Below are 23,978 nucleotides of genomic sequence, written 5' to 3' on the forward strand. Positions count from 1 at the left end.
CTGGAGCGGGTGGACGCTTGGGGGGTCCTGCCGGGGGCCTCGGGCCTTGATGCGCGTGTGCCTGGAGCGGGTGGACGCTGGCCGTGGTCTGCCGACGTCATCGGGCGCCGATGCGCGTGTGCCCGGGGCGGGTGGACGCTGGCCGTGGTCTGCCTGTGCGACCGAGCCCCGGATCAGCGGCAGAGGCGCGAGCGGAGATGCGGCCTGTGACGGCGGATGCGGCGCGCGGTGCCCTTGAGGACGCCGTCGCGGCAGCACTCCCGCCCGCCCAGGCGGGGTCTCGATAGGGTGGTGGGGGTTGCGCCGGCCGGCGCGGCCTGCGACCGCACCACGTAAGGAGACGCATGACGCAGCTGGCATTCATCGGCGCCGGATCCATGGGCTCGGCCCTCATCGAGGGCCTGCTGGCCGGGGGACACCCGGTGGACGGCATCACCGCCACCACGGGGAGCGCGGCGAGTGCGCAGGCACTGCACGATCGGCTCGGCGTCCAGGCAGTGGCCCTCGCTGATGATGCCGACGCCAACCGCCGGCTGGCGTCCGGCGCGGACATCGTCATCCTCGGGGTGAAGCCCTGGATGATCCGCGAGACGCTCGCGGGGCTGGGCCCGCTGCGCGCGGACCAGGTGCTCGTCTCCGTCGCCGCTGGCATCACCATCGGCACGCTCCGCGATCTCAGCGGGGAGGCGCCCGTGGTCCGGCTCATGCCCAACACGCCCACCGCCATCGGCCTCGGCGCCTCGTCCCTGTCCGTCGCCGATGATCCCTCCCCGGCGGAGGAGGCCGCCGCCGACCGGGTGACCGAGCTGTTCGCGCCCACCGGAGTGATCGTGCGGCTGCCGGAGGACCAGATTCCCGCGATGACGGGGATCGCCGGTTCCGGCACGGCCTACTTCTACCACCTGGCCGAAGTCCTCATCGAGGCCGGAGTGCGGGAAGGCCTCGACCGGGAGACGGCAGTGCGGCTGGTGCACGCCACGGCCCACGGAGCCGGCGCCATGCTGGCCCGCGGCGCCGACGACGCCGGCACGTTGCGCGGCAAGGTCACCAGCAAAGGCGGGACGACCGCCGCGGCGCTCGCGGTCTTCGCTGAAGCCGGCTTCCCGGAGGTGGCGCACCGCGCCGTCAAAGCCGCCGCCGACCGCGCCCGTGAGATGGCCGCCGAGTAGCCGCCGCCATCGTCCGCGAGCGCGTGGCGACGCTGCGCGGCACAGGCGGTGAGCGTGCGATGACGCTGCGGCACAAAACAACCGCCTAGTGACAGAACACCACCGTCTACGGTGGTGTTCTGTCACTAGGCGGTTGTTCTACGGGCGCGCTGCGAGGCGGAGGCCCGGGCGGAGCAGGCGGCTTGCGGGCGGCGGGGCTCACGAGTGGCGAGCGGCTTGCGGGGCTCCCGAGTGGCGGGGTGCCCGAGTGGCAGGCGGCTTGCGGGCTCAGACGCGCACACCTGCTGCGCGTAGTTTGGCCGCAGTCCTCGCGGGATCGATGAGGTCTGCCCACTCCAGACGCACGACCGTATAGCCGAGAGCCCGGATGGCGTCTTCGCGTCTCTTCTCCGCGCGGAATGCGTGCAGGGCAGCGGCACGATCCTCAGCCGGGTACTTTGACCATCCGTCCACCTCGACCACAATGCGTCCGATCAGGAAGTCCACGCGCGCGATCTCTTGGCCCTCGCGGTTCAGCAGACGCACCTGCTGGCGATAGGCGCCGGTGAGGCCGAGTACGTCCAGCACTGCGATAGCCAGGCTCTCCGCCGGGCTCTCCGAGAGCCCGCGGGCCAGCCGCAGCACCTTCACATAACGCTTCGCCGCGGCCGACGACCGGCACCGGGACGCCTGGGCATGCGCCGCGCGAAGTCGCTCTGACACAGGTTGTGAGTACACCTCCACGACCGCGGGTGAGTGGTCCGGTGTGATGATGCTCCTGCCACGCAGCAGATGATCCGCGGCTGTGATCGCCGCGGCGAGTCCCGCATCGGCGGCCAGATCGCGTACGGTCGCCCACGGCGAGGTGACCGGCCTGCCGAGGACGCTGCTGACCTCGGCCGCTTCCCTGGGCGGCCGGTGCATCCGGATGTGAGCGGTGCGCCGGGAGATCGGCCCGCTGTACTCCAGCAGCTCCGGTACGGCGGAAATGATCGGCAGGCCGTGCAGTACGGCTGCCGAGACATGGCTCACCACGGCGCCGGCGGGAGGCCGGCGCAGGACCAGCCGGGCTCTGTGCCATGCGAGCTGCGCCTTCGCCTTGTCCTGGACGCTGGCATCCGGCCGCCTCCCGGCTGCGACCGTCTGCAGCCAGCGTTCATCGTCGATGAAGGAGTGGAACATGCGGTGCTCGTCCGCTTCGCAGAGCTGGAAGACGGCGTAGATCCCGCGGGCTGCACGTGCGACGCAGCAGCCGAGCGCTGAGTCGAGGATGCGCCTGCCATCCGGGAGGATCGCGATGCGCTGGCGGGTGAATGAGTTGAACATGGTGCCAGCATGGCCGTACCGCAGGGCGCCAGCCAGGGATCCGGTCCATCATGTGGAGGGACGCCTCGCGACCAGGCTCCTGTGACACGGCGCGGCTACGCCGTGCACGGCACAGCGGAACGCCGTGCCGCGCGCAGAACAACCGCCTGGTGACAGAACGACACCGTCTACGGTGTCGTTCTGTCACCAGGCGGTTGTTCTGCGAGTGCCTCCCAGGGAGGCTCAGTCGTAGTAGGGGTCGAGACCGTAGAACGGGAACACGCACTTGCGGGTGTTCATCACCGCGCGGTCCAGCTCCGAGCCCGGGTCGTAGCCGTCCGTCCACGGCGCCACCGGGGGCAGCTCGGCCTCGCCCATGTGCCGGGGGGCGTCCCGCCCGGTCAGCTCCAGCACGTACTCCCGCCAGCGTTCCGGGGTCTCCGATGTGTACGCCAGCTCGGCGCCCGCGGCGATCGCCACCAGGTTCACCCACACCCTCGGCACCACCTCGACCAGCTCGTAGCCACCGCCACCGGTGGCCAGCCATCGCCCGCCGGTGTGCTCCTCGGCCAGTGCGCGCACCCGCACCGTCGCCTCGCGCATGGCGTCCACGCTCAGCCGCAGATGCGTCAGCGGATCCTGCCGGTGCCCGTCGCAGCCGTGCTGGGAGACGATCACCTGCGGCCGGAACTCCCGCACCACCTGCGGCACGACCGCGTCGAAGGCCCGCAGCCAGTCCTGGTCTCCCGTGCGCGGCGGCAGCGCGATGTTGACCGCGCTCGCGGCGGCGTCGTTGCCGCCGATCTCGTCCGGGTAACCGGTGCCCGGGAACAGGAACCTGCCGTTCTCGTGCAGGGACACCGTGAGCACGCGCGGGTCGTCCCAGAAGATCGACTCGGTGCCGTCGCCGTGATGGGCGTCCAGGTCGATATACGCAATGCGCTCATAGCCATTGTCCAGCAGATGCGTGATCGCCCCGGCCAGATCGTTGTACACGCAGAAGCCCGAGGCCTTGCCGTGCATGGCGTGGTGCATCCCGCCGCAGAAGTTCACCGCCCGCGAGTAACGGCCGCTCGAGATCGCCTCGGCCGCCAGGACGCTGCCCTGATAGATCCGGGCCGAGGCCTCGTGCACCTTGTCGAACCGGGGCACGTCCTCGGTGCCGATGCCGAACTCCTCCCGCACGCTCGCGGCGATGTCGGCGCTCACCTCCGCGTTCCGGACCGCCTGGACGAACTCCGGCGCATGCACCCGCGCCAGGGACTCGTCGGTGGCCACCCCCGGCGCGGCGATGTGCACGCGGCTCAGATCGAAGAGCCCCATGTCGATGGCGAGCTTGGCGGTGAGGTCCAGCCGCAGGGGATGCATGGGGTGGGTCGGGCCGAAGTTGTACTCCGAGAACGACTCATCCCACACCACGAGGACCTCGGTGGCGTCAGCGCTCATGGAGACAGCCTATGTGCTTCGCGCCGGTGGTGCGCGCGCCGGACGCCCAGGGCGTCTACACTGCCTGAAGATCGACACACCGGCCGTGCACCCGCCGGCCGGCCGATGGAGCCGTCAAGGCTCGAGAGGAGAGGCGTGCCCGCGTCCATCCGCCCGTTGCTGTCCCGCTTCGGCCGGGCCCTCACCGCAGGAGTGCGGTGGCTCCGGGACGTCATCGATGAAGTCGCCTCCTCCACGCCGGCCCGGCTGGCGCTGGTCTCATTCACCGCCGTGGTGCTCGTATTCGTGGGCCTGCTGAGCCTGCCGGTCTCCTACCGGGGCGAGGGCGCGGCGGAGTTCAACGTCGTCGTGTTCGTCGCCGTCTCGGCCGTGTGCGTCACCGGCCTGACGCCCGTCATCACGGAGCAGTACTGGTCGGAATTCGGCATCAGCGTCATCACCCTGGCCATCCAGGTGGGTGGCCTGGGCATCCTCACCCTCGCGTCCATCATGGGCATGGCCGTGTCCAAGCGCCTCGGCGTGCGGCAGAAGCTCATCGCCGCCCAGGCCACGAACGCCGTGAACCTCGGTGCCGTCGGCACCCTGCTGCGGGTCGTGGTGATCACCGTTCTGACCGCCGAGGTCATCGTCGCGGCACTGCTGTTCCCCCGCTTCCTCGCCCGCGGCGAGGAGTTCGGGGATGCGCTCTGGTACTCGGTCTTCTACTCCATCTCCGCGTTCAACAACGCCGGCTTCACCATCCACCCCGGCGGGATGGCCCATTTCGCCGATGACCCGTGGATCCTCCTCGTCGTGGCCCTGGCGGTGTTCGTCGGCTCGCTCGGGTTCCCGGTGATCCTGGTGCTCTCCCTGGCGTGGCGACGGCCGAAGAAATGGGATCTGCACACCCGGCTCACGCTCACCGTCTCGCTCGTCCTGGTCGTCATCGGCGCCGCCCTGCTGGCGCTCTTCGAGTGGAACAACGAGCGCACGCTGGGGTCGAAGGGGTTCTGGCAGACGGTCCTGGAAGTCGTCTTCGCCGCGGTCATGCCCCGCTCGGGCGGATTCGCGACGATGGACATCGCCGATATGCATCAGACCTCCCACCTGGTCCTGGACATGCTGATGTTCATCGGCGGCGGCTCCTCCTCCACCGCCGGCGGGATCAAGGTCACGACCCTCGCGGTGCTGCTGCTGGCCGCGCTCGCCGAGGCGCGGGGCCTGGACGACGTCTCGGTGTTCCACCGGCGGATCAGCCCGGCGACGATCCGGCTGGCGGTGGCCGTGATGCTGGTGGGCGTGGCCACCGTCGTCGGCGGCAGCATCATCATGCTGCACGTGACCAAGCTGCCGCTCGACCTGGTGCTGTTCGAGGTCACGAGCGCCTTCGGCACGAGCGGACTCACCTCCGGCGTGAGCGAGGCCTCGCCGCCGGCGGGCAGATACGTCTTAAGCGTGCTGATGTTCCAAGGCAGACTGGGTACCATCACACTCGCTGCGGCGCTGGCGCTGCAGAACCAGAAACGTCTGTTCAGGTATCCCGAGGAAAGGCCGATCATTGGATAGGACCACCCGCCGGATGAAGGAGGAGGCGCAGTCGCCCGTGCTCGTCATCGGGCTGGGGCGCTTCGGCTCGTCCACGGCGCTGACCCTGCAGCGGCTCGGCCGCGAGGTCCTCGCGGTGGAGCAGGACGCCCACCTCGTCCAGGAATGGACCGGCCGGCTCACGCACGTGGTGGAGGCGGACACCACCAATATCGAGGCGCTGCGGCAGATCGGCGCCTCCGAGTTCGACACGGCGGTGATCGGCATCGGCACCTCGGTCGAGGCCAGCGTGCTGACCTGCGCGAACCTCTCGGACCTTGGCATCGGGCAGATCTGGGCGAAATCCATCTCGGTGGCGCACGGCCGGATCCTCAGCCGCATCGGCGCCCATCACGTGCTCTATCCCGAGTCCGACGCCGGCGCACGCGTCGCCCACCTGGTGTCCTCGCGGATGCTGGACTACATCGAGTTCGACGAGGGCCACTTCGCCGTGGTGAAGATCCCGCCGCCGCTCGAAGTGCAGGGGAAGCTGCTGAGCGAATCGCGCATCCGGGACAACTACGACGTCACGGTCGTGGGGATCAAGAGCCCGGGGAAGGACTTCACCTACGCCGAGCCCAGCACTTACGTCTCCCCGGACGACATGCTCCTGGTGGCGGGACAGATCCACCGGATCAACCGCTTCGCCGCCAGGCCCTAGAACCAATAGCGGGCGGCGTCGGCTGGATTTGTCCCAGCGGGGTGTGAACGGATAGTGTCGTGGGGTTGCACACGTCGCGCCTTGAGCACTCCTGCTCGCGCCGGCCGTGTGCGTTGACGCTCGTACAGACCGGCGGAGGTATGAACTGTGGGCTCAGTGATCAAGAAGCGCCGCAAGCGGATGGCCAAGAAGAAGCACCGCAAGCTGCTGCGTAAGACCCGGCACCAGCGCCGCAACAAGAAGTAGGCGCCGCTTACGGCCTCTCTGCGCCGGGCCTGCGCCCGTGTGCAGGCTCCCGACCCCGTTGTGAGAACCCGCCTGAAGGGCGGTCCCACAGCGGGGTGCGTGCTTTCCGGCCGGAAGTGGTAGCGTGCGGGAGGCTCGGCGCTGTGCCGGCCTCAATCGTAGGAGACGGTCGCGCCGGTGCGCGGCCCGCATATCGTCAGAGCGAGGAGAACATGGCAACGCAAGTCGAGCTGCTGTCACGAGCCGGCTGCCATCTCTGTGAAGAAGCCCGGCCCATCGTCGCCTCCGCCGTGCGGAAGCACGGCGTGAAGCTGCGCGAGGTCGACGTCGACTCCGATCCCGAGCTCCGGGAGCGGTACGGCGACGAGGTCCCCGTCGTGCTCATCGACGGCCGCCAGCACGCCTTCCACCGGGTCGACCCCCAGCGGCTGGACCTCGCCCTCGCCCACGCCGAGAACTGACCGGGCACCGGCGCCTCGCCACCCGGGGACCCTCAGGCTTCTCGGAAGGGCTCCGGAGCCTGGATCTGCGGACCGTCCGGGCGGCCCCCGCCACCACGTCGCCGGCGGCGGTGTGATAGCCGAATGTGCCCTGTCACCAGGACAGCTACTCTGCCGCGGAAATGGTTTCCGGATACACCAATGCATCCGCCGGCCGATCCGGACCCGCATCGGCGAGTGAATCCCCAGGTGAGGGAAGGATTCTCACTTTGTGAATTGGTTCCCGTGCCCCTACGATTGATAGACGGGCAGGCAGATGGGGCGAGCATGGGAAAGGTCGTTGACGGTGGAGGGGAAGGCGCAGCGGAGGTGACCGGAATTGAATCGTCCGGTCGGCTGCCCTGGAGGAAAGCAACCCTCGCGCGGCGCGACATCCCGGACGCAGTGGTGAGCCGCCTCCCCGGCTACCTTCAGGTGCTCACCGATCTCGCCGCCGCCGGGGAACGCACGATCCCCTCGGCCGAACTCGCGGTGCGCAGCGGCGTCGGGCCGGCCACTCTCCGCAAAGACCTCGCCCACCTCGGGTCCACCGGTACCCGCGGTGTCGGCTACCAGGTCGACCCGCTCATCGCGACCCTGCGCGACTGCCTCGGCCTCAACCGGCCCTGGCGCGTGGTCATCATCGGTGCCGGCCACCTGGGACGGGCACTGGCCGCCTACCCCGGGTTCACCGAGCGTGGCTTCTCCCTGGCGGGCATCGTCGACGTCGATGCCGCCGCCATCGGCACACGGGTCGGTGGCGTGACGATCCGGCACACCGACGACCTGGCCGAGCTGATCGCCGATCCCCCCTCGACGATGGCGGTCATCGCAGTGCCGGCCCTCGCCGCCCAGCGGGCCGCCGACCAGGCGATCGCGCTCGGCGTGACCGGCATCCTGAACTTCGCGCCGGTGGTGCTGAACGTGCCGGCCTCGGTCGAGGTGCGCAATGTGGACCTGTCCACCGAACTTCAGATCCTCGCCTTCCACGCCGGGCAGCCGCCGGCCGACGAGCACCAGGAAGTGAGCTGAGCACATGGCCCTGCTGATCCTCGGGCTGTCGCATCGCAGCGCGCCCATGCCGGTGCTCGACGCCGCCGCGCTGGACGCCGCCGCCGGCGAACGCCTGCGTGAGGCCGTGTTGGCCGGCAGCTACGTCAACGGCCTGGGCCTGCTGTCCACCTGCAACCGGCTGGAGCTGATCGCCGATGTCTCGGCGTTCCACGGCGGCCTCGCCGATCTGGGCAGCGCGCTCGTCGACACCGTCGGCATCGACTGGCAGACCCTCGCCCCGCACCTGTACGCCCACTACGACGAACGTGCCATGGAGCATCTGCTCCATGTCGCCTGCGGCCTGGACTCGATGGCACTGGGCGAAGCGCAGATCCTCGGCCAGGTCCGCCAGGTGCTCAGCGAGGGACAGCGGCGCAAAGAGCTCACCGGCGAACTCTCCCAGGCCCTGCAGCAGGCCTTGCGCATCGGCAAGCGCGCCCACGCCGAGACCGAGCTCGACAGCGTCGCCCGGTCCCTGCTGGGCACCGCCCTGGACAGTGCTCCGGGCGTGATCGGCGATTACGCGAAAGCCAAAGCCCTCGTGGTCGGCGCCGGCGCGATGTCCGGTCTCGTCGTGGCCAGCCTGGCCAAGCTCGGACTGAACCGGATCAGCATCGTGAACCGGAGCCTGGACCGCGCCGAGCGCCTCGCAGCCGGCGTGGGCGGGCGGGCGCTGCCGCTGACCCCGGAGACGCTGGAGACGGAGATCGCCGATGCCGATCTGATCGTCTCCTGCACCGGTGCCCGCGGCGCCGTCATCACGCCGGACCTGGTGCGGCGGGTGCCCGGCCGGCCCGCCTTCGTCGTCGACCTCGCGCTGCCCCGCGATGTGGCCCCGGAGGTCGGCGAGATGGAGGACGTCACCCTCATCGGGCTCGACGATCTCGCCGAGCGGCTGCGCGAGGCCCCGCACTCCGGGGACAAGGTGACCGCCGTGATCGCCCAGGTGCGCGCCATCATCGCCCAGGAGATGAACCGGCTAGGCGCCGAACGCCGCGCCCGTGAGATCGGTCCCGCGGTGGCGGCGCTGCGCAGCCGCGCGGCCGAGGTCCTGGAGCTGGAGATCGCGCGGCTGCGGAGCAAGATCGGCAGGGACGCCGATGAACGTGTCCTCGCCGAGGCGGAGACCGCGATGCGCAGAGTGGCCGACAAGATCCTCCACACCCCCACCGTCCGCGCCAAGGAACTCGCCGCGGACGCCCAGGGCGTCGACTACGCCGCGCTGCTGGGAGTGCTCTTCGACCTGCCGTCCGGCGACGGCGTCAAAGGGCACGTCGCCGGCCAGCACATCGGCGGCATCGACCCGGCCCATGTGCGCCTGGCCGGCAACCGCAGCGACGAGGACACCGTCCTTCGGGCCTTCGGCGGGCGGGAGGCCGCCTCGTGAGCGACCACACGTTCGACATCGTCGAGCCCCCGGCACATACCCCGGCCTCCGGTGCGACGGTCCGCTTGGGGACCCGGCGCTCGGTGCTGGCCCGGACCCAGTCCGTGCAGGTGGCCCGCCGCCTGGCGGAATCGGCTGGCTTCCGGGTCGAGATCGTCGAGGTCGTCACCGAGGGCGATGTGAACATGGCACCGCTGGCCCAGATGGGCGGCACGGGGGTCTTCGTCTCCGCCGTGCGCACGGCACTGCAGAACGGCACGATCGACATCGCCGTGCACTCGCTCAAGGACCTGCCCACCGCGCAGCCGCCGGAGGTGCTGCTCGCGGCCATCCCCGACCGGGAGGACCCCCGGGACGCGCTGCTGACCGCCTCGGCGCCGGATCTGGCCTCGCTCCCGCCAGGAGCCCGGGTCGGCACCGGCTCGCCCCGGCGGGCCACGCAGCTGGCCGCTCTGCGCCCCGATCTGGAGATCACCGGTCTGCGCGGGAACATCGACACCCGCATCGGGTACCTGCGTGAGGGCCGCCTGGACGCGATCCTGCTGGCCGCGGCCGGCCTGCGGCGTGTGGGCCGCGAGACCGAGGTGGCCGAGTTCCTCGACCCGGCGCGCATGCTCCCGGCTCCCGGGCAGGGCGCGCTGGCCGTGGAATGCCGCCCCGGCGACGGCATCGCCGAGGCCCTGGCGGCGCTCGACCATGCGCCCACCCGCGCCGCCGTCACCGCTGAACGTGCCGTCCTGGCGCGGGCGGAGGCCGGCTGTTCCGCCCCCATCGGCGCTCTCGCCCGCTGGGAGGACGCCCCGCAGGAGGGCGCGGCCGCCGCAGACCGGGCGGGCGACGCCCCGGAGCCGACGGGACGCTTGACGCTGGACGCCGTCCTCGCCGACGACGACGGCCGCCTGATCCGCCGCAGCTTCGAGGGCACGGCCGCCGAGGCCCAGGCGCTGGGCGAACGCACCGCCGATGCGCTCCTGGCCGGGCTGGCGGCGGGACCGGACGCCAGTACCGGGAGACCGCCGGAGCCCGGCGCCGGCGGCACGAGACCATCAGACGAGGACCCCACGACCGGACGGGAGGTGCGCGGATGAACGCCTTGAGCGCTGTCTCGTCCGGGAATCCACCGGAGAAGAAGAAAACAGCCCCGGTGTTGCGCCCGGCAGTGAGCTTTGTCGGCACGGGCCCCGGCGATCCGGGACTCATCACCGCGCGGGCCATCGAAGCGATCGAGCGGGCCGCCGTGGTGGTGACTTCGGATCCGACGCACATGGAACTCGTCGACCGGTACGCCCAGCACGGCCCGCAGATCCTCGACGCGCAGGAACTCGGCAACACCGGCCGGGTGCGGGGCAGGCGGCTGGCCGCCCTGGCCGGCGAGTACGGCCGCGTCGTGCGGCTGCTGTGTGACGACGGCATCCTGTTCGCGCCCACCACCGATGAGGCCGCTGCCTGCCGCCGAGCCGGCATGTCCTTCGAGATCGTTCCCGGCGTCGGCCTGCCGGCGGGGATCTCCGCCTACACCGGCACCCCGCTGACGGACGGGCGCGTCCGGTCCGTGCGCCTGGTCGCCGCGGGCAAGACGGCGCACCTGGACATGACGCCGCACCGCAACACCGGCCATGTCCTCGCCGGAAGCCTGGTAGACATCGAGGACTCCGTGTGCGGGCTGATCGACGCCGGATGGGACCCGGAGACCGAGGTCGTCATCTGCTCCGGCGGGACCACCGCGACCCAGGTTACGGCGGACACCACCCTGGGCGCCCTGCGCCGGCACGTGGCCGATCTGGCCGAGGTCTCCACGCCGGAGGAGAGGATCGTGGTCCTGGTGGGACCGGGCAATGCCCTCCGCCAGGAGCTGGAGTGGTTCGAGTCCAAGCCGCTGTTCGGCTGGCAGATCATCATCCCCCGCACGAAGGAGCAGGGCGCCGCCACGGTGGAGGCCCTTGCCGAGCTCGGCGCCGTGGGCACCATCGTGCCGACCATCTCGGTGGAGCCGCCGCGCAGCCCGCAGAAGATGGAACGGGCGATGCGCGGACTGGTCACCGGCGACTACCGGTGGGTCGGGTTCACCTCGGTCAACGCCGTCCGGGCCGTGCGCAACCACCTGTCCACGCTGGGTCTGGACGCCCGCTGCTTCGCTGGCATCAAGATCGCCGCGGTCGGCGGGGTCACGGCAGCGTCGCTGCGGGAGATCGGGATCGAGCCGGAGCTGATCCCCTCCGGGGAGCAGTCAGCCCGCGGGATGCTGGAGGACTGGCCGCCGTACGATCCCGACCTCGACCCGATCAACCGGGTGCTGCTGCCGCGGGCCGACATCGCCACCGACACCCTGATCGCCGGCCTGCAGGAGATGGGCTGGGACGTCGACGACGTGACCGCGTACCGGACCGTCCGGGCCGCCCCGCCCCCGGCGCCCATCCGCGAGTCCATCAAGGGCGGTGACTTCGACGCGGTGCTGTTCACCTCCTCGTCGACGGTGCGGAACATGGTGGGCATCGCCGGCAAACCCCACCCGCGGACCATCGTGGCGTGCATCGGCCCGGCCACCGCCAAGACGGCGGAGGAGCACGGCCTGCGGGTCGATGTCCTGGCGCCGGAGGCGAACATCGGCGCCCTGATCACGGCCCTGGCCGACTTCGCCCGCGCCCGCCGCCAGGAGGCCAAGGACAACGACGAGACCCCGCTGCGGCCCTCGCAGGCACGCACGCCGGCAAGGAGGAGGAAGCGTTCATGAGCCCCGTCATCCGGCCCCGCCGGCTTCGCCAGACCCCCGCCATCCGGCGGCTGGTGGCCGAGCACCGGCTGCATGCCCGGGATCTGATACTGCCGCTGTTCGTCCGGGAGGGCCTGGACGAACCGGTCGCGCTGAGTCTCATGCCCGGCGTCCTGCAGCACACCCTGGACTCCCTCGTCGACGCCGCGGAGCACGCCGTGGAGGCGGGTGTCGGGGGACTCATGCTGTTCGGCGTCCCCGAGCGCCGCGACGCGACCGGATCCGCCGCCGATGACCCCGAGGGCATCCTGAACGTCGCCATCGGGCGGCTGCGCGCCGCGCTGGGGGACTCGACCGTGATCATGGCGGACCTGTGCCTGGACGAGTTCACCGACCACGGGCACTGCGGCGTCATCGGCGCACACGGCAGAGTCGACAACGACGCCACGCTGGAGCGCTACGGCCAGATGGCGCTGGCCCAGGCCAGCGCGGGCGCGCAGTTCGTGGGCCTGTCCGGGATGATGGACGGCCAGGTCGGCCACGTGCGCGCCACCCTGGACTCCGCCGGGTTCACCGACACCGGCGTCCTGGCGTATTCGGCGAAGTACGCCTCCGCGTTCTACGGCCCCTTCCGTGAGGCGGTCGACTCCCAACTGCAGGGCGACCGCCGCAGCTATCAGCAGGACCCGGCCAACGGCCGCGAGGGCCTGCGGGAGACGCTCCTGGACATCGAGGAGGGCGCCGATGTCGTCATGGTCAAACCCGGGCTGCCCTACCTGGATGTGCTGGCGCGGGTCTCCGACAGCGTGAGCGTCCCGGTATGGGCCTATCAGGTCTCCGGCGAGTACGCGATGATCGAGGCGGCCGCCGCCGCGGGTGCCATCGACCGTAAGCCGGCCATCATGGAGTCGCTGCTGGCGTTCAAGCGGGCCGGGGCCCAGGCCATCCTCACCTACTGGGCGGCGGAGATCGCAGCGGAGCTGAGCTAGCCGTACTTCCTCGTGAGGTTGTGAACACGGGATGCGGGCACAGCGCCCCCGCCCGGCCAAGGCCAGCCGAGGTGCCGCCCCGGCGCGGGACTGTCCGCCGCCGTCCGGTGACGGGCACGGTTTGACCGCCGGGCGGGTACGCGGCACGGTGAGTGTGAACACGGCGGTGCCGGCCTCAGGTCAGCGCCGGCACATCAGCACATGACGGGAGAACCATGCAGACCACACGTTCGGCCGGGCTCTTCGACCGCGCCCGCCAGGTGACCCCCGGCGGGGTGAACTCGCCTGTGCGGGCATTCCAGGCGGTCGGAGGCACTCCCCGGTTCATCGACCGGGCCGAGGGCGCGTTCCTCGTGGACGTCGACGGCAACGAGTACGTCGACCTGGTGGGCTCCTGGGGGCCGATGATCCTCGGACACGCGCATCCGGACGTGCTCGAAGCCGTGCAGCGCACCGCGGCGAAGGGCTTTTCCTTCGGCACTCCGAGCGAGAACGAGGTGCTCCTGGTCGAGGAGATCGTCTCGCGCGTGACGCCGGTGGAGAAGGTCCGGCTGGTCTCCTCCGGCACCGAGGCGACGATGAGCGCGATCCGCCTGGCCCGGGGCTACACCGGCCGGGCCAAGGTGGTGAAGTTCGCCGGCTGCTACCACGGGCACGTCGACGCCCTCCTCGCCTCCGCCGGTTCCGGCCTGGCGACCTTCGCGCTGCCGGACACCCCCGGCGTCACGGGGGCGTCTGCCGCCGAGACGATCGTGCTGCCGTACAACGACACCGAGGCGCTGGAGCGGGCGTTCGCGGAATCGGGTGAGGAGATCGCCTGCGTCATCACCGAGGCCTCGCCGGGCAATATGGGCGTCGTCCCGCCGCTGCCGGGCTTCACGGACGCCATCCGGCGGCTCACCCGCGAGCACGGCGCGCTGATGATCTCCGATGAGGTCATGACCGGTTTCCGGGTATCCCCGGCGGGGTGGTACGGCTGGGAGTCCGGTGAGTACGGCGATCCGGCCGGCCCGGGCTACCGGCACGGCGCGGCGGACCTGTTCACCTTCGGCAAGGTGATGGGCGGCGGCTTCCCGGCCGCGGCCTTCGGCGGGCGCGCCGAGGTGATGGCTCAGCTGGCACCGGAGGGGCCGGTGTACCAGGCCGGCACCCTCGCCGGGAATCCCGTCGCCACTGCAGCCGGCCTGGCGACCCTGCGCGGCACGGTGGAACACGATGTGTACCCGGTCCTCGAGCGCGCCGCCGATGCGCTGCGCGCCGCCGTGACCGAGGAGCTCTCCTGCGCCGGGGTGCCGCATCTGATCCAGAGCGCGGGCTCCATGTTCAGCGTCTTCTTCACCGACGCCGATGCGGTCACCGACTACGAGGGCGCCCGCGCCCAGGACACTGCGGCGTTCGGCCGGTTCTTCCAGTCGATGCTGGCCCAGGGCGTGCACCTGCCCCCGGCCGCGTTCGAGGCCTGGTTCCTCAGCCTCGCCCACACCGACGACGTCGTCGACCGGATCATCGCCGCACTGCCGGCCGCGGCCAAGGCGGCCGCCGAAGGCTGAGCCGCAGGGATCCCTCGGCGGTGTGCTCCATCGCCGCCGCACGACCGCGCCCGTCCAGAGCCCTCGGGTGCTGATGTCGTCGCTCAGCCCGTACGTCGTCGCGCTCCAGACCTGGGCGGTGACGATCTACCGGCGCGGTGACGACGTAACGGGCCAGGCTGCCTCAAGGAAAGCGCACCGGCTGCCATGCGACGAGGCATGGGACACACGGCAGCCGGTTACCGTGCGACGGCACCTGGGTAGGCTGTGGTCATGGCACGCATCTCAGTCGTCGGCGCTGGTCCCAATGGGCTGACGGCCGCTGCGGTGCTCGCGGTCGCCGGTCACGAGGTGACGGTGTTCGAGGCCGCCGAGGAGATCGGGGGCGCCACCCGCTCGGCCGATCTGACCGGCGGGGGCGGCATCAGCGACATCGGCTCGGCGGTGCACCCCATCGGCGCCCAGTCACCGGTCTTCAAAGCGCTGGAACTGGAGCGGTACGGCCTCGAATGGGCCCATCCCGAGATCCCGCTCGCGCACCCTCTGGACGGCCGCCCGGCCGCCCTCATGCACGCCGACCTCGCCACCACCGCCGCTGAGCTGGACGTCGACGAACGCGCCTGGAAGGCGCTCTACGGCCCGCTCGTCCCCGAGACCCAGACGATGCTGGAGTCCCTGCTCAGCCCGCTCCTGCCGCTGCCCAAGCACCTGATGCGCAGTCTGGGATTCCTCGGTCTGTCCGGGCTCCCGGCGGCCGCGCTGCAGGCCTCCGCCCTGCGCGGCGAGGATGCCCGCGCACTGTTCGCTGGGATCGCCCTGCACTCGGCGCTCCCGCTGGAACGGCTGATCTCCAGCGGGTTCGGGATCGTGCTCGGCGCCATCGGGCAGCGTCACGGCTGGCCCTTCGCCCGCGGCGGTTCCCAGGCCATCGCGCGGGCACTGGGCCGGCTGATCGAGGAGCACGGCGGCACCATCCGCACCGGGCACCGCATCACCGACCTGCGCGAGGTCACCGTCGGCGGCGAGCGCCCCGATGTCACGATGCTGAGCCTGACACCCGCCCAGCTGCTGCGGCTGGAGGGTTTCGACGTCCCCGAGGGATACCGCCGCCGGCTGGCCCGGTTCCGTTATGGCCCCGGCGTCGTCCGGGTCGAGTTCGAGCTCAGCGAACCGGTGCCCTGGTCCGATCCGCGGCTGGCAGGCGCCGGCACCTTGCACCTGTGCGGCACCGCCGCCGAGTGCGCCGCTGCGGAGCGCGCCGCCCATTCCGGCGGGATCCCGGAACGCCCCTTCGTCCTGGCCGCGCAGCAGGACGCCGCCGACGCCTCCCGCCGTCCCTCCTCCGGCGGACGGCTGCTGTGGACCTACGCCAGGCTGTCCACCGCCAGTGGCCTCGGGCCTGAGGTGGAGACTGCCTTCGCCGGCGCCATCGAGGATCAGGTGGAGCGCTTCGCCCCGGGATTCCGGGACACCGTCGTGGCCCGTCATGTGATGGGCCCGGCCGCGCTGGAGGCGTTCGACGCGAACCTCGTCGGCGGGGACATCATCGGCGGGGCCATGGGCCTGCGGCAGCAGCTCTTCCGGCCCGTCGCCTCCCTGGACCCGTACCGCACGCCGATGCCCGGGGTCTTCCTGTGCTCCTCCTCCGTCCCGCCGGGCGGCGCGGTGCACGGCATGCCCGGTCTGCACGGTGCCGCCTCGGCCATGCGCTGGCTCGAAGGCTGAGCGCGCCTAGCCTGATTCCAAGCGGATTCACAGCCGCGATCCCCGTGCGCAGGGGCCGACGAAGATGAAGGCCAGGCGAAATTCTGGGAACATGGGGACCATGGCCGCCACGACGATCCACTTGCTCCGGCATGGTGAGGTGCACAATCCCGAAGGCATCCTCTACGGCCGCCTGCCGGGATACCACCTCTCCGAGCGGGGCTTCGAGATGGCCGAGCGGGTCGGCGCGGTCCTGAGCGGCCAGCACGAGATCCGTGAGATCGTCAGCTCGCCGCTGCTGCGGGCACGGCAGACCGCTGAGCCGCTGGCCCGCCTGACCGGGCTGGAGCCCACCATCGACCACCGCGTCATCGAGGCGGAGAACGATTTCCAGGGTCAGAAGGTCTCCAAGGACCGGCTGCTGCGCAGCCCGGCGATGCTGGCGAAGACCTGGAACCCCTTCCTGCCGTCCTGGGGAGAGCCGTATCACAAGCAGGTGCTGCGGATGAAAGCCGCCGTGACCAGCCTGCGCCGCCGCGTCGACGGCGGGGTCGGCGTGGTGGTCTCGCATCAGCTGCCGATCTGGGTCACCCGCCTGCACGCCGAGAACCGGCGCCTCTGGCACGATCCGCGCAGCCGCGAATGCTCCCTTGCCTCGCTGACCACGCTGACCTTCGACGGCCACCGCCTGGTGGACCTGTCCTACGCCGAGCCGTGCCGCGACCTGCTGCCCGAGAAGGCGGTGCCGGGCGCATGAGCACTCGGCCTGCATCGCGGTCAGCACGGCTGCCGCGAGCCGGGCGGCGCGGGCGCGCCCTCACCGCCGCGGTGCTGACGGCCGCACTCGCCGTGGGAGTCGCCTGCAGCCCCGCCTCCGACGGCCTGGCCGAGCAGGCGGGCGAGGACAAGGGCTACATCGCCGGAGCCGGCGTCATCACTCAGCTGGGCCCGTCCGAGCGCGGCGAGCCGATCGACCTGGCGGGTGAATACACCGATGGCGAGCCCTTCGACCTCCAGGAGTGGCGCGGCGCCCCCGTCGTCATCAACCTCTGGTACGCCGCCTGCCCGCCCTGCCGGACCGAGGCGCCGGGCCTGCAGGCGAACTACGAGGAGTTCCAGGACGACGGCGTGCGGTTCTTAGGGGTCAACGTCCGCGACGAGGCGCCCACCGCGGAAGCCTTCCACCGCACCTTCGAGCTGACCTACCAGTCCATGCTCGACCGCGACGGGGCGGCGGTCTCCGCGCTCAGCAACGTGCTCCCGCCCCAGGCGACGCCCTCCACCGTGGTGCTCGACGCGGAAGGCCGGGCCGCGGCCCGGGTCGTCGGCGAGGTGGACGAGTCCACGCTGCGCGCCCTCATCTCCGATGTGCTCGCAGAACAGTCCTGATGCCGGATCCCCTCAGCCGTCTCGCCAGCATCCCGTCCGGCTCCGGCCTCGTCGCCGCGCCGGTCGCTGATGCCATGCCGGACCTCGCGGTGCCATCCCCGGTCGCCAGCCTGGGCTCGCAGTTCGCGGAGGTGGCCCTCAACGGCCCCATGCTGATGGCGGTGCTCGTCGCGGCCCTCGCCGGCCTGGTCTCGTTCCTGTCCCCGTGCGTGCTGCCGCTCGTTCCCGGCTACGTCGGCTACGTGACGGGGCTGGGCGCCGGCTCGCTGCAGGACCGGCGCACCTGGCGGGTGGGCCTGGGCATCGGCCTGTTCATCCTCGGGTTCGCCGTCGTGTTCACCGCTTTCGGGGCGCTGGCCGGTGCAGCGGGGCAGCTCGTCTCCGCGCATCTGGACCTGGTGACGAGGATCCTGGGTGCAGTGGTCATCCTCGCCGGCATCGTGTTCATGGGCGGTTTCGCGTTCCTCCAGCGCAACCGTGAGATCGGTGCGCGGCCGCCGGCCGGACTCTGGGGCGCACCACTGCTGGGCGCGACGTTCGGCTTGAGCTGGGCGCCGTGCATCGGCCCGACCCTGGCGGCGGTGCTGAGCCTCTCGGTGGGCTTCGGCGCCGATCAGGGAAGCGTGTGGCGCGGCGCGATCCTCGCCTTCGTCTACTGCCTGGGACTGGGCATCCCGTTCCTGCTGCTCGCCGTGGCGCTGGTGAAGGGAATGGGCCGGGTGGACTGGGTCCGCAGGCACCAGCTGACCATTCAGCGGATCGGCGGTGGCATGCTCATCCTGCTGGGCCTCGTGATGGCGAGCGGCCTGTGGATGCGCTGGATCTATTCCCTGCAGGGACTCATCGACGGATTCTGGGTGGTGATCTGATGAGCGGACCGGCGGACCGGGTGGACTCCTTCGCCGCCGATGCCGACACCTCCGGCGAGGGCACCGGCGCCCCGGCCGGGGCGGCTGGCGGTCCTCAGGACGGCAAGGCCGCCCCGCCGGACATCGGCGTGATCGGCATGCTGCGCTGGGCGTGGCGCCAGCTGACGACGATGCGGGTCGCGCTCATGCTGCTCCTGCTGCTCGCGCTCGCCGCGGTCCCCGGTTCGCTGTTCCCCCAGCGCATCCAGGATCCCTCCCAGGTGGCGCAGTACATCCAGGAGAACGGCGCGGTGGGGGAGTGGCTGGACCGGCTGCAGCTCTTCGACGTCTACAGCTCGATCTGGTTCTCCGCCATCTACATCCTGCTGATGGTCTCCCTCATCGGCTGCATCCTGCCCCGCACCAAGGTGCACTGGCAGGCGATGCGCGCCCGCCCGCCCAAGGCGCCCCGCCGGCTGAGCCGGATGCCGGCCTACCGGGAGCTGGAGCTGAACGGCGACCGGGAGAGCGTCCTGGACGCGGCCGAGCGGATCCTCAAGCGGCGCGGCTACCGGGTGGACCGGCGCGGCGACCACCTCGCCGCCGAACGCGGCTACCTCCGCGAGACCGGCAACATCATCTTCCACGTGGCGCTGCTGGGCATCGTGATCGCCGTGGCCCTCGGCAGCCTGTTCGGCTGGTCCGGTCAGCGCATCCTGGTGGAGGAGGAGTCCTTCTCCAATTCACTGGTCTCCTACGACTATTTCGAGCCGGGCGCCTATTTCGACCCGGACCGGCTGCAGGATTTCCGGTTCCGGCTCGACGAGTTCCACGCGAGCTTCGACACCGTCGCCGAGGGCAATCAGTTCGGCCAGCCGCGGGAGTTCACCGCGCTCGTCACCACGACGGAGGACGGGCAGGAGCGGCAGCAGATCATGCGGGTCAACGAGCCGGTGCGCATGGACGGCGCGAACGTGTACCTGGTCGGCAACGGGTACGCGCCGGTGATGACGGTCCGTGACGGCTCCGGCGAGGTGGTGTTCTCCGGTGCGGTGACGTTCCTGCCGCAGGACGGCGTCTACACTTCCCGCGGCGTGATCAAGGTGCCGGATTCCTCACCCGAGCAGCTTGGCTTCGTGGGAATCCTGCTGCCCACCGTGTCCCAGGACCCGGAGACCGGGGAACTCGTCTCCACCTTCGCGGACCTGGTGAACCCGTACATGGTCCTAAGTGCCTATGCCGGCGACCTCGGCCTGGACTCCGGCATCCCGCAGTCGGTGTACTCCCTCGACCCGGAGAACATGCGCGAGCTGCAGGACCCGCAGACCGGTGAACCGCTCACCCTCCAGCTGCGCGAGGGGGAGACGGCGCAGCTGCCGGAGGGCCTGGGCTCGGTCACCTACGAAGGCACCCGGCGCTACGTGGCCCTGGACATCCGGCACGACCCGGTGCAGGGCGTGACCCTGGTGTTCTCCGTGCTGGCGTTCCTGGGGCTGACCGCGTCCCTGTTCGTGCCACGCCGCCGGGCCTGGATCCGGGTCGCATCCGATTCCAGCAAGGAACCCGATGACGCCGTCCGGGTCGAAGTCGCCGCCCTCGCCCGCGGGGACGACCCCCGGCTCCGGCCCGAGGTTTCTCGACTTGTCGTAGAATTGCAGTCGGCGGTGCCGAAGTGACCGAGGCAGCCGCCTGCGTGCCCTGTCACGCGACCGGATCCTGGAGGTAGGAAGTGGACGTCAACGTCGAGCTCGCCGAGTGGTCTAACCTCATGATCTACTCGGCGATGGCGGTCTACACCATCGCCCTCATCTTCTCCGCCATCGACCTCTTCGGCCGCGGCGAGCGTGCACCCGTGCAGACGGCACTGGGCGCCGCGTCCCGGCCGGCCGGCGCCAAGGGCGCCGTGCGCACCAGCCGCCAGCGCGCCCTCGTCACCGCCGGGGGCCCGGACGATGCCGCGGAGGACGCCGATGGCGGTGGAGCACCGGGCGAGGACTCCGGTGACGGGGCCGATGAGCCGCGTCGTACCGCCGGTGGCAAGGCGGTGCCCCCGCGGCGGATGGCCCGCATCGGCACCGCGCTCATCGCCATCGCCGTGGTGCTGCACGTGGCGGCGGTGGTGCTGCGGACCGCCTCGGTGCAGCGCGTGCCGTGGGGCAACATGATGGAGTACGCCCTCACCGCGACGGCGCTGATCGGCGTGGCGTATCTGGTCTCCCTGTTCTTCCGGGACCTGAGGTTCATGGGAACCTTCGTCTCGGGTGCGCTGCTGATCGCGCTCGGGCTGTGCATCACCGTGCTCTACACGCCGGCGGCTCAGCTGATCCCCGCCCTGGACACCTACTGGATCCTGATCCACGTCCCGGTCGCGATCTTCTCGACCGTGCTGCTGTACCTCTCGGCGGGGCTGACGCTGTTCCAGCTGGCGAAGCAGTGGTACGACGGGGCCGAGTCCCCGCGCAAGGTCTTCCGGTTCCTGCGGCGCTTGCCCGAGGCCGACTCCATCGAGCGCCTCGCCTACCGCGTGGCGGGCCTGGGGTTCGTCACCTGGACGTTCACCCTCATCGCCGGCGCCGTGTGGGCCGAGTTCGCCTGGGGCCGCTACTGGGGCTGGGACACCAAGGAGGTCTGGACGTTCGTCGTCTGGGTCATCTACGCCGCCTACCTGCATGCGCGGGCGACCCGCGGCTGGACCACGACCGCCATCGGCGTGCTGAACCTGATGGGCTTCCTGTCGGTGCTGTTCAACTTCTACGTCGTCAACGTCTTCTTCACCGGGCTGCACTCCTACTCCGGCCTGTAAAGCGTGCAGCTCTCCGGCCTCTGCGATCCTGCTGGTGGTGGGTGTGGCAGAGGAGGCCGGGGCGCCTTTCGGCCTCTGCGCGCTCAGGGACCGGTTCCGGCGCTGCGCCGTGTCACGGATGTCCTGAGACGTCGCACCACGGGAGGCCCTCTCGCGCTGCCACTTCAGATCAGCGCGTCACACTCTCTCGACCGACGTGCCGGGTCAGTACATCTGGAGGGCAGCTCTCATGTGTCGTCAGCGCAGGCTCGTGCGAAGGCGGTGAGCCTGTTCCTCCACGCCAGCGGCGAGCCGAGCCAGGGCGGCGCGATCGAGCGGGCGTTCGGCATCGAGTGCCGCGGCACGGATGAAGGCGGTGACCTTGATCCCGAGTTCTTCAGCCCTGTTTCGGAGGGCGGCGATTTCTTCTTCGCTGAAGCGCACGGAGATGGTGACCTGCCGACGGGCTTCGATGGGCACCTCGTCTGTGAATCCGGCAGTATCCCGTGTGCTGTCGTAGTGGCCGGCCAACCCGGCCTCGTGCCCCGTCGTCATGCTCGTCCCTCCCATGCTGTGATAGGCCGGAGCCCCCGGTGCGTGACGTGAGCGATCACCACGACCGGTTTGCCGCCGTCAGTGACCGAACTGACCACCACGCGACTGGAATGCCGCCGGTGTCTCCGTGCCCCGGTGGCGTTCCATATCGCCTGCTCGATCTCCCGAGCGGACACTCGCCTGGTGGCGTGCTCGAAATTGTGTTCATCCCACTCGACGGATTCGACGATCATGAGCACGATCGTGGAGATGTGTTGCTCTGTAACTCTACATGCAACACGAATCTGTGGACGGTTCCACGGCGGAGTGATGTGGCTGGGGGCAGGCGTCTCTGAGGGTTGTGCCGTCAGAACGCCGCCGTTGAAGCCCTCTGGGGCGAGTTCCGGGACAGGGGCGGGCCCCGAGCTTCCCTTCCGTCTGCACATACTCGCCCGGGCAGGAGGGGCGGCGTGAGGCAGGTACGGCCCCAGTTGTGGTTGTTGGCCCCAGTTGCAGCTGGGGCCATGTCGGCTGTGGTCTTGCGGGTTGTGGTGCCAGAGCCTCACGACTTTGAAAAGGCCTTAGCCTGTGCCGCGCAGTCAACCGGGCGGGGGTAGGATCGTTCCGGCGCCCGCGGGTACCGTCGGTGCTCGGTGCTCGGTGCACCCTGTGGACCGGTGCCGGCACCGCACCCGTGGAGCGATTCGCGGTGAATGCCGGGGAAGCGAATGACCGGGATAGGTGCCGATGTGGCGTGGGCGCCCGGGACAGGTGTCCACGTGGCGTGGGCGCCCGGGACAGGTGTCCACGTGGCATGAGCACGCTGGCCCGGAACCGGGGAAACGCTTAAGCACGCATGGAGGAGGCAGGCGATGGCACGCGATCCGCTCGCGGTGCTGCCTGCCCTCGAAGCGGCGCTCGACGGATCCGGCCCGCCGCTCGTCCTGCCTGCGACCGCCGATTCCCCTTGGCTGACCGTGACCGATCCGGGAGAAGCCCGCGGCCTGGCACTCATCGCGCGCACCTCGGGATCGACCGGCGAGCCGAAAGCGGTGGCACTGCCCGCCGCAGCCCTGCGCGCCTCCGCCGAAGCCACCGCGGCGCATCTGGGCGGGCCAGGCGCCTGGCTGCTGGCGCTCCCGGTCCATCACATCGCCGGAGCGCAGGTGCTGCTGCGTTCCCTGCACGCCGGCACCCGGCCGTTCGTCTCATCGCCCGGCCCGTTCACGGCGGAGGGCTTCAGCGCCGATGTCGCCGCCATGCAGGCGGCACTGGAACCTGGCGGACGTCGCTACACCGCCCTCGTGCCGACCCAGATCGCACGCCTCCTGGACGATCCCGAGGCGCTGGCGCGCGCGGCCTGGTTCGATGCCATCCTCGTGGGAGGCGCCGCCCTGCATCCCTCGCTGCACGACCGTGCCACCGAGGCGGGCCTGCACCTGGTGCGCACCTACGGCATGACCGAGACCTGCGGCGGGGTCGTCTACGATCGCATGCCGCTTCCCGGAGTGGATCTGGACATCGACCCGCAGGGACGGATCGTGATCGCCGCGCCCATGGTCGCCTCGGGCTACGCCGATATCGAGGCCGACGGCACGGCCGCCCGGCTGCGCTCCCTCCGCCCGTTCGAGGAAGTCCCGGGGCTGGGCCGGCGGTTCCGCACCAGTGACCTCGGCTCTCTCCAGGACGGGATGCTGAGCGTCCACGGCCGGGCCGACGATGTGCTCATCAGCGGCGGGGAGAATGTCTCGCCGGCGCTCGTGGAGGCGGCTTTGCTGCGCGCCCTGCCGGGTCTGCGGCAGGCAATCGTCACCGGAGTGGACGATCCGGAGTGGGGAACCCGCATCGTCGCGCTGCTTCAACCGGAGCAGGGGCCGGAGCCGGCGCCCGCGTCCGCCCCGGATGCACCCGGAGGGGCTTCCGCCGATGCGGCAGCCGCGGACCGCGTGCCCGATCCAGGTACGGGGGGAGGAACGCCAGCAGCGGCCTGGTGGGCAGGTGGAGACGTCGACCTCGCCCGGTTGCGGTCCCTGCTGAGCGGCCGGCTGCCCGCGGCCGCTCTGCCCCGGCAGGCCTTCCTGGTGGAGTCGCTGCCCGAGCGGGGGATCGGCAAGCCCGACCGTGCCGCGGCGAAAACGCTGGCCGGACGTCTGGCGTCGCGGGAATTCCGGTTCTCAGGACCGGGCGGTCCCGATGGGTGAGCAA

At 70.8% G+C, this 23,978-nt stretch carries 22 protein-coding genes; 18 read left to right on the forward strand and 4 right to left on the reverse strand.

The window, feature by feature from the left end; all coding sequences use genetic code 11:
- Positions 1-344 precede the first annotated feature (344 nt).
- Complete coding sequence (gene proC / locus IEW13_RS00355; RefSeq protein ID WP_188548942.1) at positions 345-1,169, forward strand: pyrroline-5-carboxylate reductase; 825 nt, start codon at positions 345-347, stop codon at positions 1,167-1,169.
- A gap of 267 nt (positions 1,170-1,436) precedes the next feature.
- Here the strand turns inward: proC and IEW13_RS00360 are convergent, their stop codons facing one another.
- Positions 1,437-2,474: a putative endonuclease domain-containing protein gene (locus tag IEW13_RS00360; RefSeq protein WP_188548943.1), complete on the reverse strand. Its 1,038-nt coding sequence runs from the start codon at positions 2,472-2,474 to the stop codon at positions 1,437-1,439.
- Positions 2,475-2,696: 222 nt separating this feature from the next.
- Positions 2,697-3,899, reverse strand: coding sequence for an acetoin utilization protein AcuC (locus tag IEW13_RS00365; protein WP_188548944.1), 1,203 nt, complete (start codon positions 3,897-3,899; stop codon positions 2,697-2,699).
- Between the two features lie 105 nt (positions 3,900-4,004).
- On the opposite strand from IEW13_RS00365, the gene IEW13_RS00370 reads away from it, so the two are divergent.
- From IEW13_RS00370 to ccsB, 16 genes are all read left to right on the forward strand, one after another.
- A complete protein-coding gene (locus IEW13_RS00370; RefSeq protein WP_188548945.1) occupies positions 4,005-5,444 on the forward strand; it encodes a TrkH family potassium uptake protein in 1,440 nt (479 codons plus the stop codon).
- A 13-nt stretch (positions 5,445-5,457) separates the two neighbouring features.
- Positions 5,458-6,123, forward strand: coding sequence for a potassium channel family protein (locus IEW13_RS00375; RefSeq protein WP_188549206.1), 666 nt, complete (start codon positions 5,458-5,460; stop codon positions 6,121-6,123).
- Positions 6,124-6,270: 147 nt separating this feature from the next.
- A complete protein-coding gene (locus tag IEW13_RS00380; protein WP_003792170.1) occupies positions 6,271-6,369 on the forward strand; it encodes a 30S ribosomal protein bS22 in 99 nt (32 codons plus the stop codon).
- 212 nt (positions 6,370-6,581) lie between these two features.
- The gene (locus IEW13_RS00385) at positions 6,582-6,830 is read left to right on the forward strand and encodes a glutaredoxin family protein (protein ID WP_188548946.1); all 249 of its coding nucleotides are present in this window, start codon (positions 6,582-6,584) and stop codon (positions 6,828-6,830) included.
- Between the two features lie 348 nt (positions 6,831-7,178).
- Complete coding sequence (locus tag IEW13_RS00390) at positions 7,179-7,880, forward strand: redox-sensing transcriptional repressor Rex (protein ID WP_229744828.1); 702 nt, start codon at positions 7,179-7,181, stop codon at positions 7,878-7,880.
- Positions 7,881-7,884: 4 nt separating this feature from the next.
- Positions 7,885-9,288 (forward strand): glutamyl-tRNA reductase, encoded by a 1,404-nt coding sequence (gene hemA / locus IEW13_RS00395; protein ID WP_188548948.1) that lies wholly within the window; start codon positions 7,885-7,887, stop codon positions 9,286-9,288.
- Positions 9,285-10,376, forward strand: coding sequence for a hydroxymethylbilane synthase (gene hemC / locus IEW13_RS00400; protein ID WP_188548949.1), 1,092 nt, complete (start codon positions 9,285-9,287; stop codon positions 10,374-10,376). Before hemA ends, hemC begins: the two co-directional genes overlap by 4 nt.
- Before the next feature lie 5 nt (positions 10,377-10,381).
- Positions 10,382-12,019: a bifunctional uroporphyrinogen-III C-methyltransferase/uroporphyrinogen-III synthase gene (locus IEW13_RS00405; protein WP_229744829.1), complete on the forward strand. Its 1,638-nt coding sequence runs from the start codon at positions 10,382-10,384 to the stop codon at positions 12,017-12,019.
- Positions 12,016-12,987: a porphobilinogen synthase gene (hemB, locus tag IEW13_RS00410; RefSeq protein ID WP_188548951.1), complete on the forward strand. Its 972-nt coding sequence runs from the start codon at positions 12,016-12,018 to the stop codon at positions 12,985-12,987. Before IEW13_RS00405 ends, hemB begins: the two co-directional genes overlap by 4 nt.
- Positions 12,988-13,202: 215 nt before the next feature.
- On the forward strand, positions 13,203-14,537 hold the full coding sequence (gene hemL, locus IEW13_RS00415) for a glutamate-1-semialdehyde 2,1-aminomutase (protein ID WP_188548952.1): 1,335 nt from the start codon (positions 13,203-13,205) through the stop codon (positions 14,535-14,537).
- Positions 14,538-14,789: 252 nt separating this feature from the next.
- Positions 14,790-16,241: a phytoene desaturase family protein gene (locus IEW13_RS00420; protein ID WP_188548953.1), complete on the forward strand. Its 1,452-nt coding sequence runs from the start codon at positions 14,790-14,792 to the stop codon at positions 16,239-16,241.
- 100 nt (positions 16,242-16,341) lie between these two features.
- Positions 16,342-16,977 carry a histidine phosphatase family protein gene (locus tag IEW13_RS00425; protein WP_188548954.1) on the forward strand — a complete coding sequence of 212 codons (636 nt, stop codon included), beginning with the start codon at positions 16,342-16,344 and terminating at the stop codon, positions 16,975-16,977.
- Positions 16,974-17,609 carry a TlpA family protein disulfide reductase gene (locus IEW13_RS00430; RefSeq protein ID WP_188548955.1) on the forward strand — a complete coding sequence of 212 codons (636 nt, stop codon included), beginning with the start codon at positions 16,974-16,976 and terminating at the stop codon, positions 17,607-17,609. The genes IEW13_RS00425 and IEW13_RS00430 overlap by 4 nt, the downstream gene beginning before the upstream one ends.
- A 110-nt stretch (positions 17,610-17,719) precedes the next feature.
- Positions 17,720-18,478, forward strand: a complete 759-nt coding sequence (locus IEW13_RS00435; protein WP_188549207.1) for a cytochrome c biogenesis CcdA family protein — start codon at positions 17,720-17,722, stop codon at positions 18,476-18,478.
- A complete protein-coding gene (gene resB / locus IEW13_RS00440) occupies positions 18,478-20,133 on the forward strand; it encodes a cytochrome c biogenesis protein ResB (protein ID WP_188548956.1) in 1,656 nt (551 codons plus the stop codon). Before IEW13_RS00435 ends, resB begins: the two co-directional genes overlap by 1 nt.
- Positions 20,134-20,186: 53 nt before the next feature.
- Complete coding sequence (gene ccsB / locus IEW13_RS00445) at positions 20,187-21,260, forward strand: c-type cytochrome biogenesis protein CcsB (RefSeq protein WP_188548957.1); 1,074 nt, start codon at positions 20,187-20,189, stop codon at positions 21,258-21,260.
- Positions 21,261-21,497: 237 nt separating this feature from the next.
- On the opposite strand, the gene IEW13_RS00450 is transcribed toward ccsB, so the two are convergent.
- The gene (locus IEW13_RS00450) at positions 21,498-21,719 is read right to left on the reverse strand and encodes a plasmid mobilization protein (RefSeq protein WP_188548958.1); all 222 of its coding nucleotides are present in this window, start codon (positions 21,717-21,719) and stop codon (positions 21,498-21,500) included.
- A 71-nt stretch (positions 21,720-21,790) separates the two neighbouring features.
- Positions 21,791-22,027, reverse strand: a complete 237-nt coding sequence (locus tag IEW13_RS00455) for a hypothetical protein (protein ID WP_188548959.1) — start codon at positions 22,025-22,027, stop codon at positions 21,791-21,793.
- A 618-nt stretch (positions 22,028-22,645) separates the two neighbouring features.
- On the opposite strand from IEW13_RS00455, the gene IEW13_RS00460 reads away from it, so the two are divergent.
- Positions 22,646-23,974, forward strand: coding sequence for an AMP-binding protein (locus IEW13_RS00460; protein ID WP_188548960.1), 1,329 nt, complete (start codon positions 22,646-22,648; stop codon positions 23,972-23,974).
- The last annotated feature ends 4 nt before the right edge of the window (positions 23,975-23,978 follow it).

It is taken from the genome of Sediminivirga luteola (assembly GCF_014639315.1).
GTDB classification, from domain to species: domain Bacteria; phylum Actinomycetota; class Actinomycetes; order Actinomycetales; family Brevibacteriaceae; genus Sediminivirga; species Sediminivirga luteola.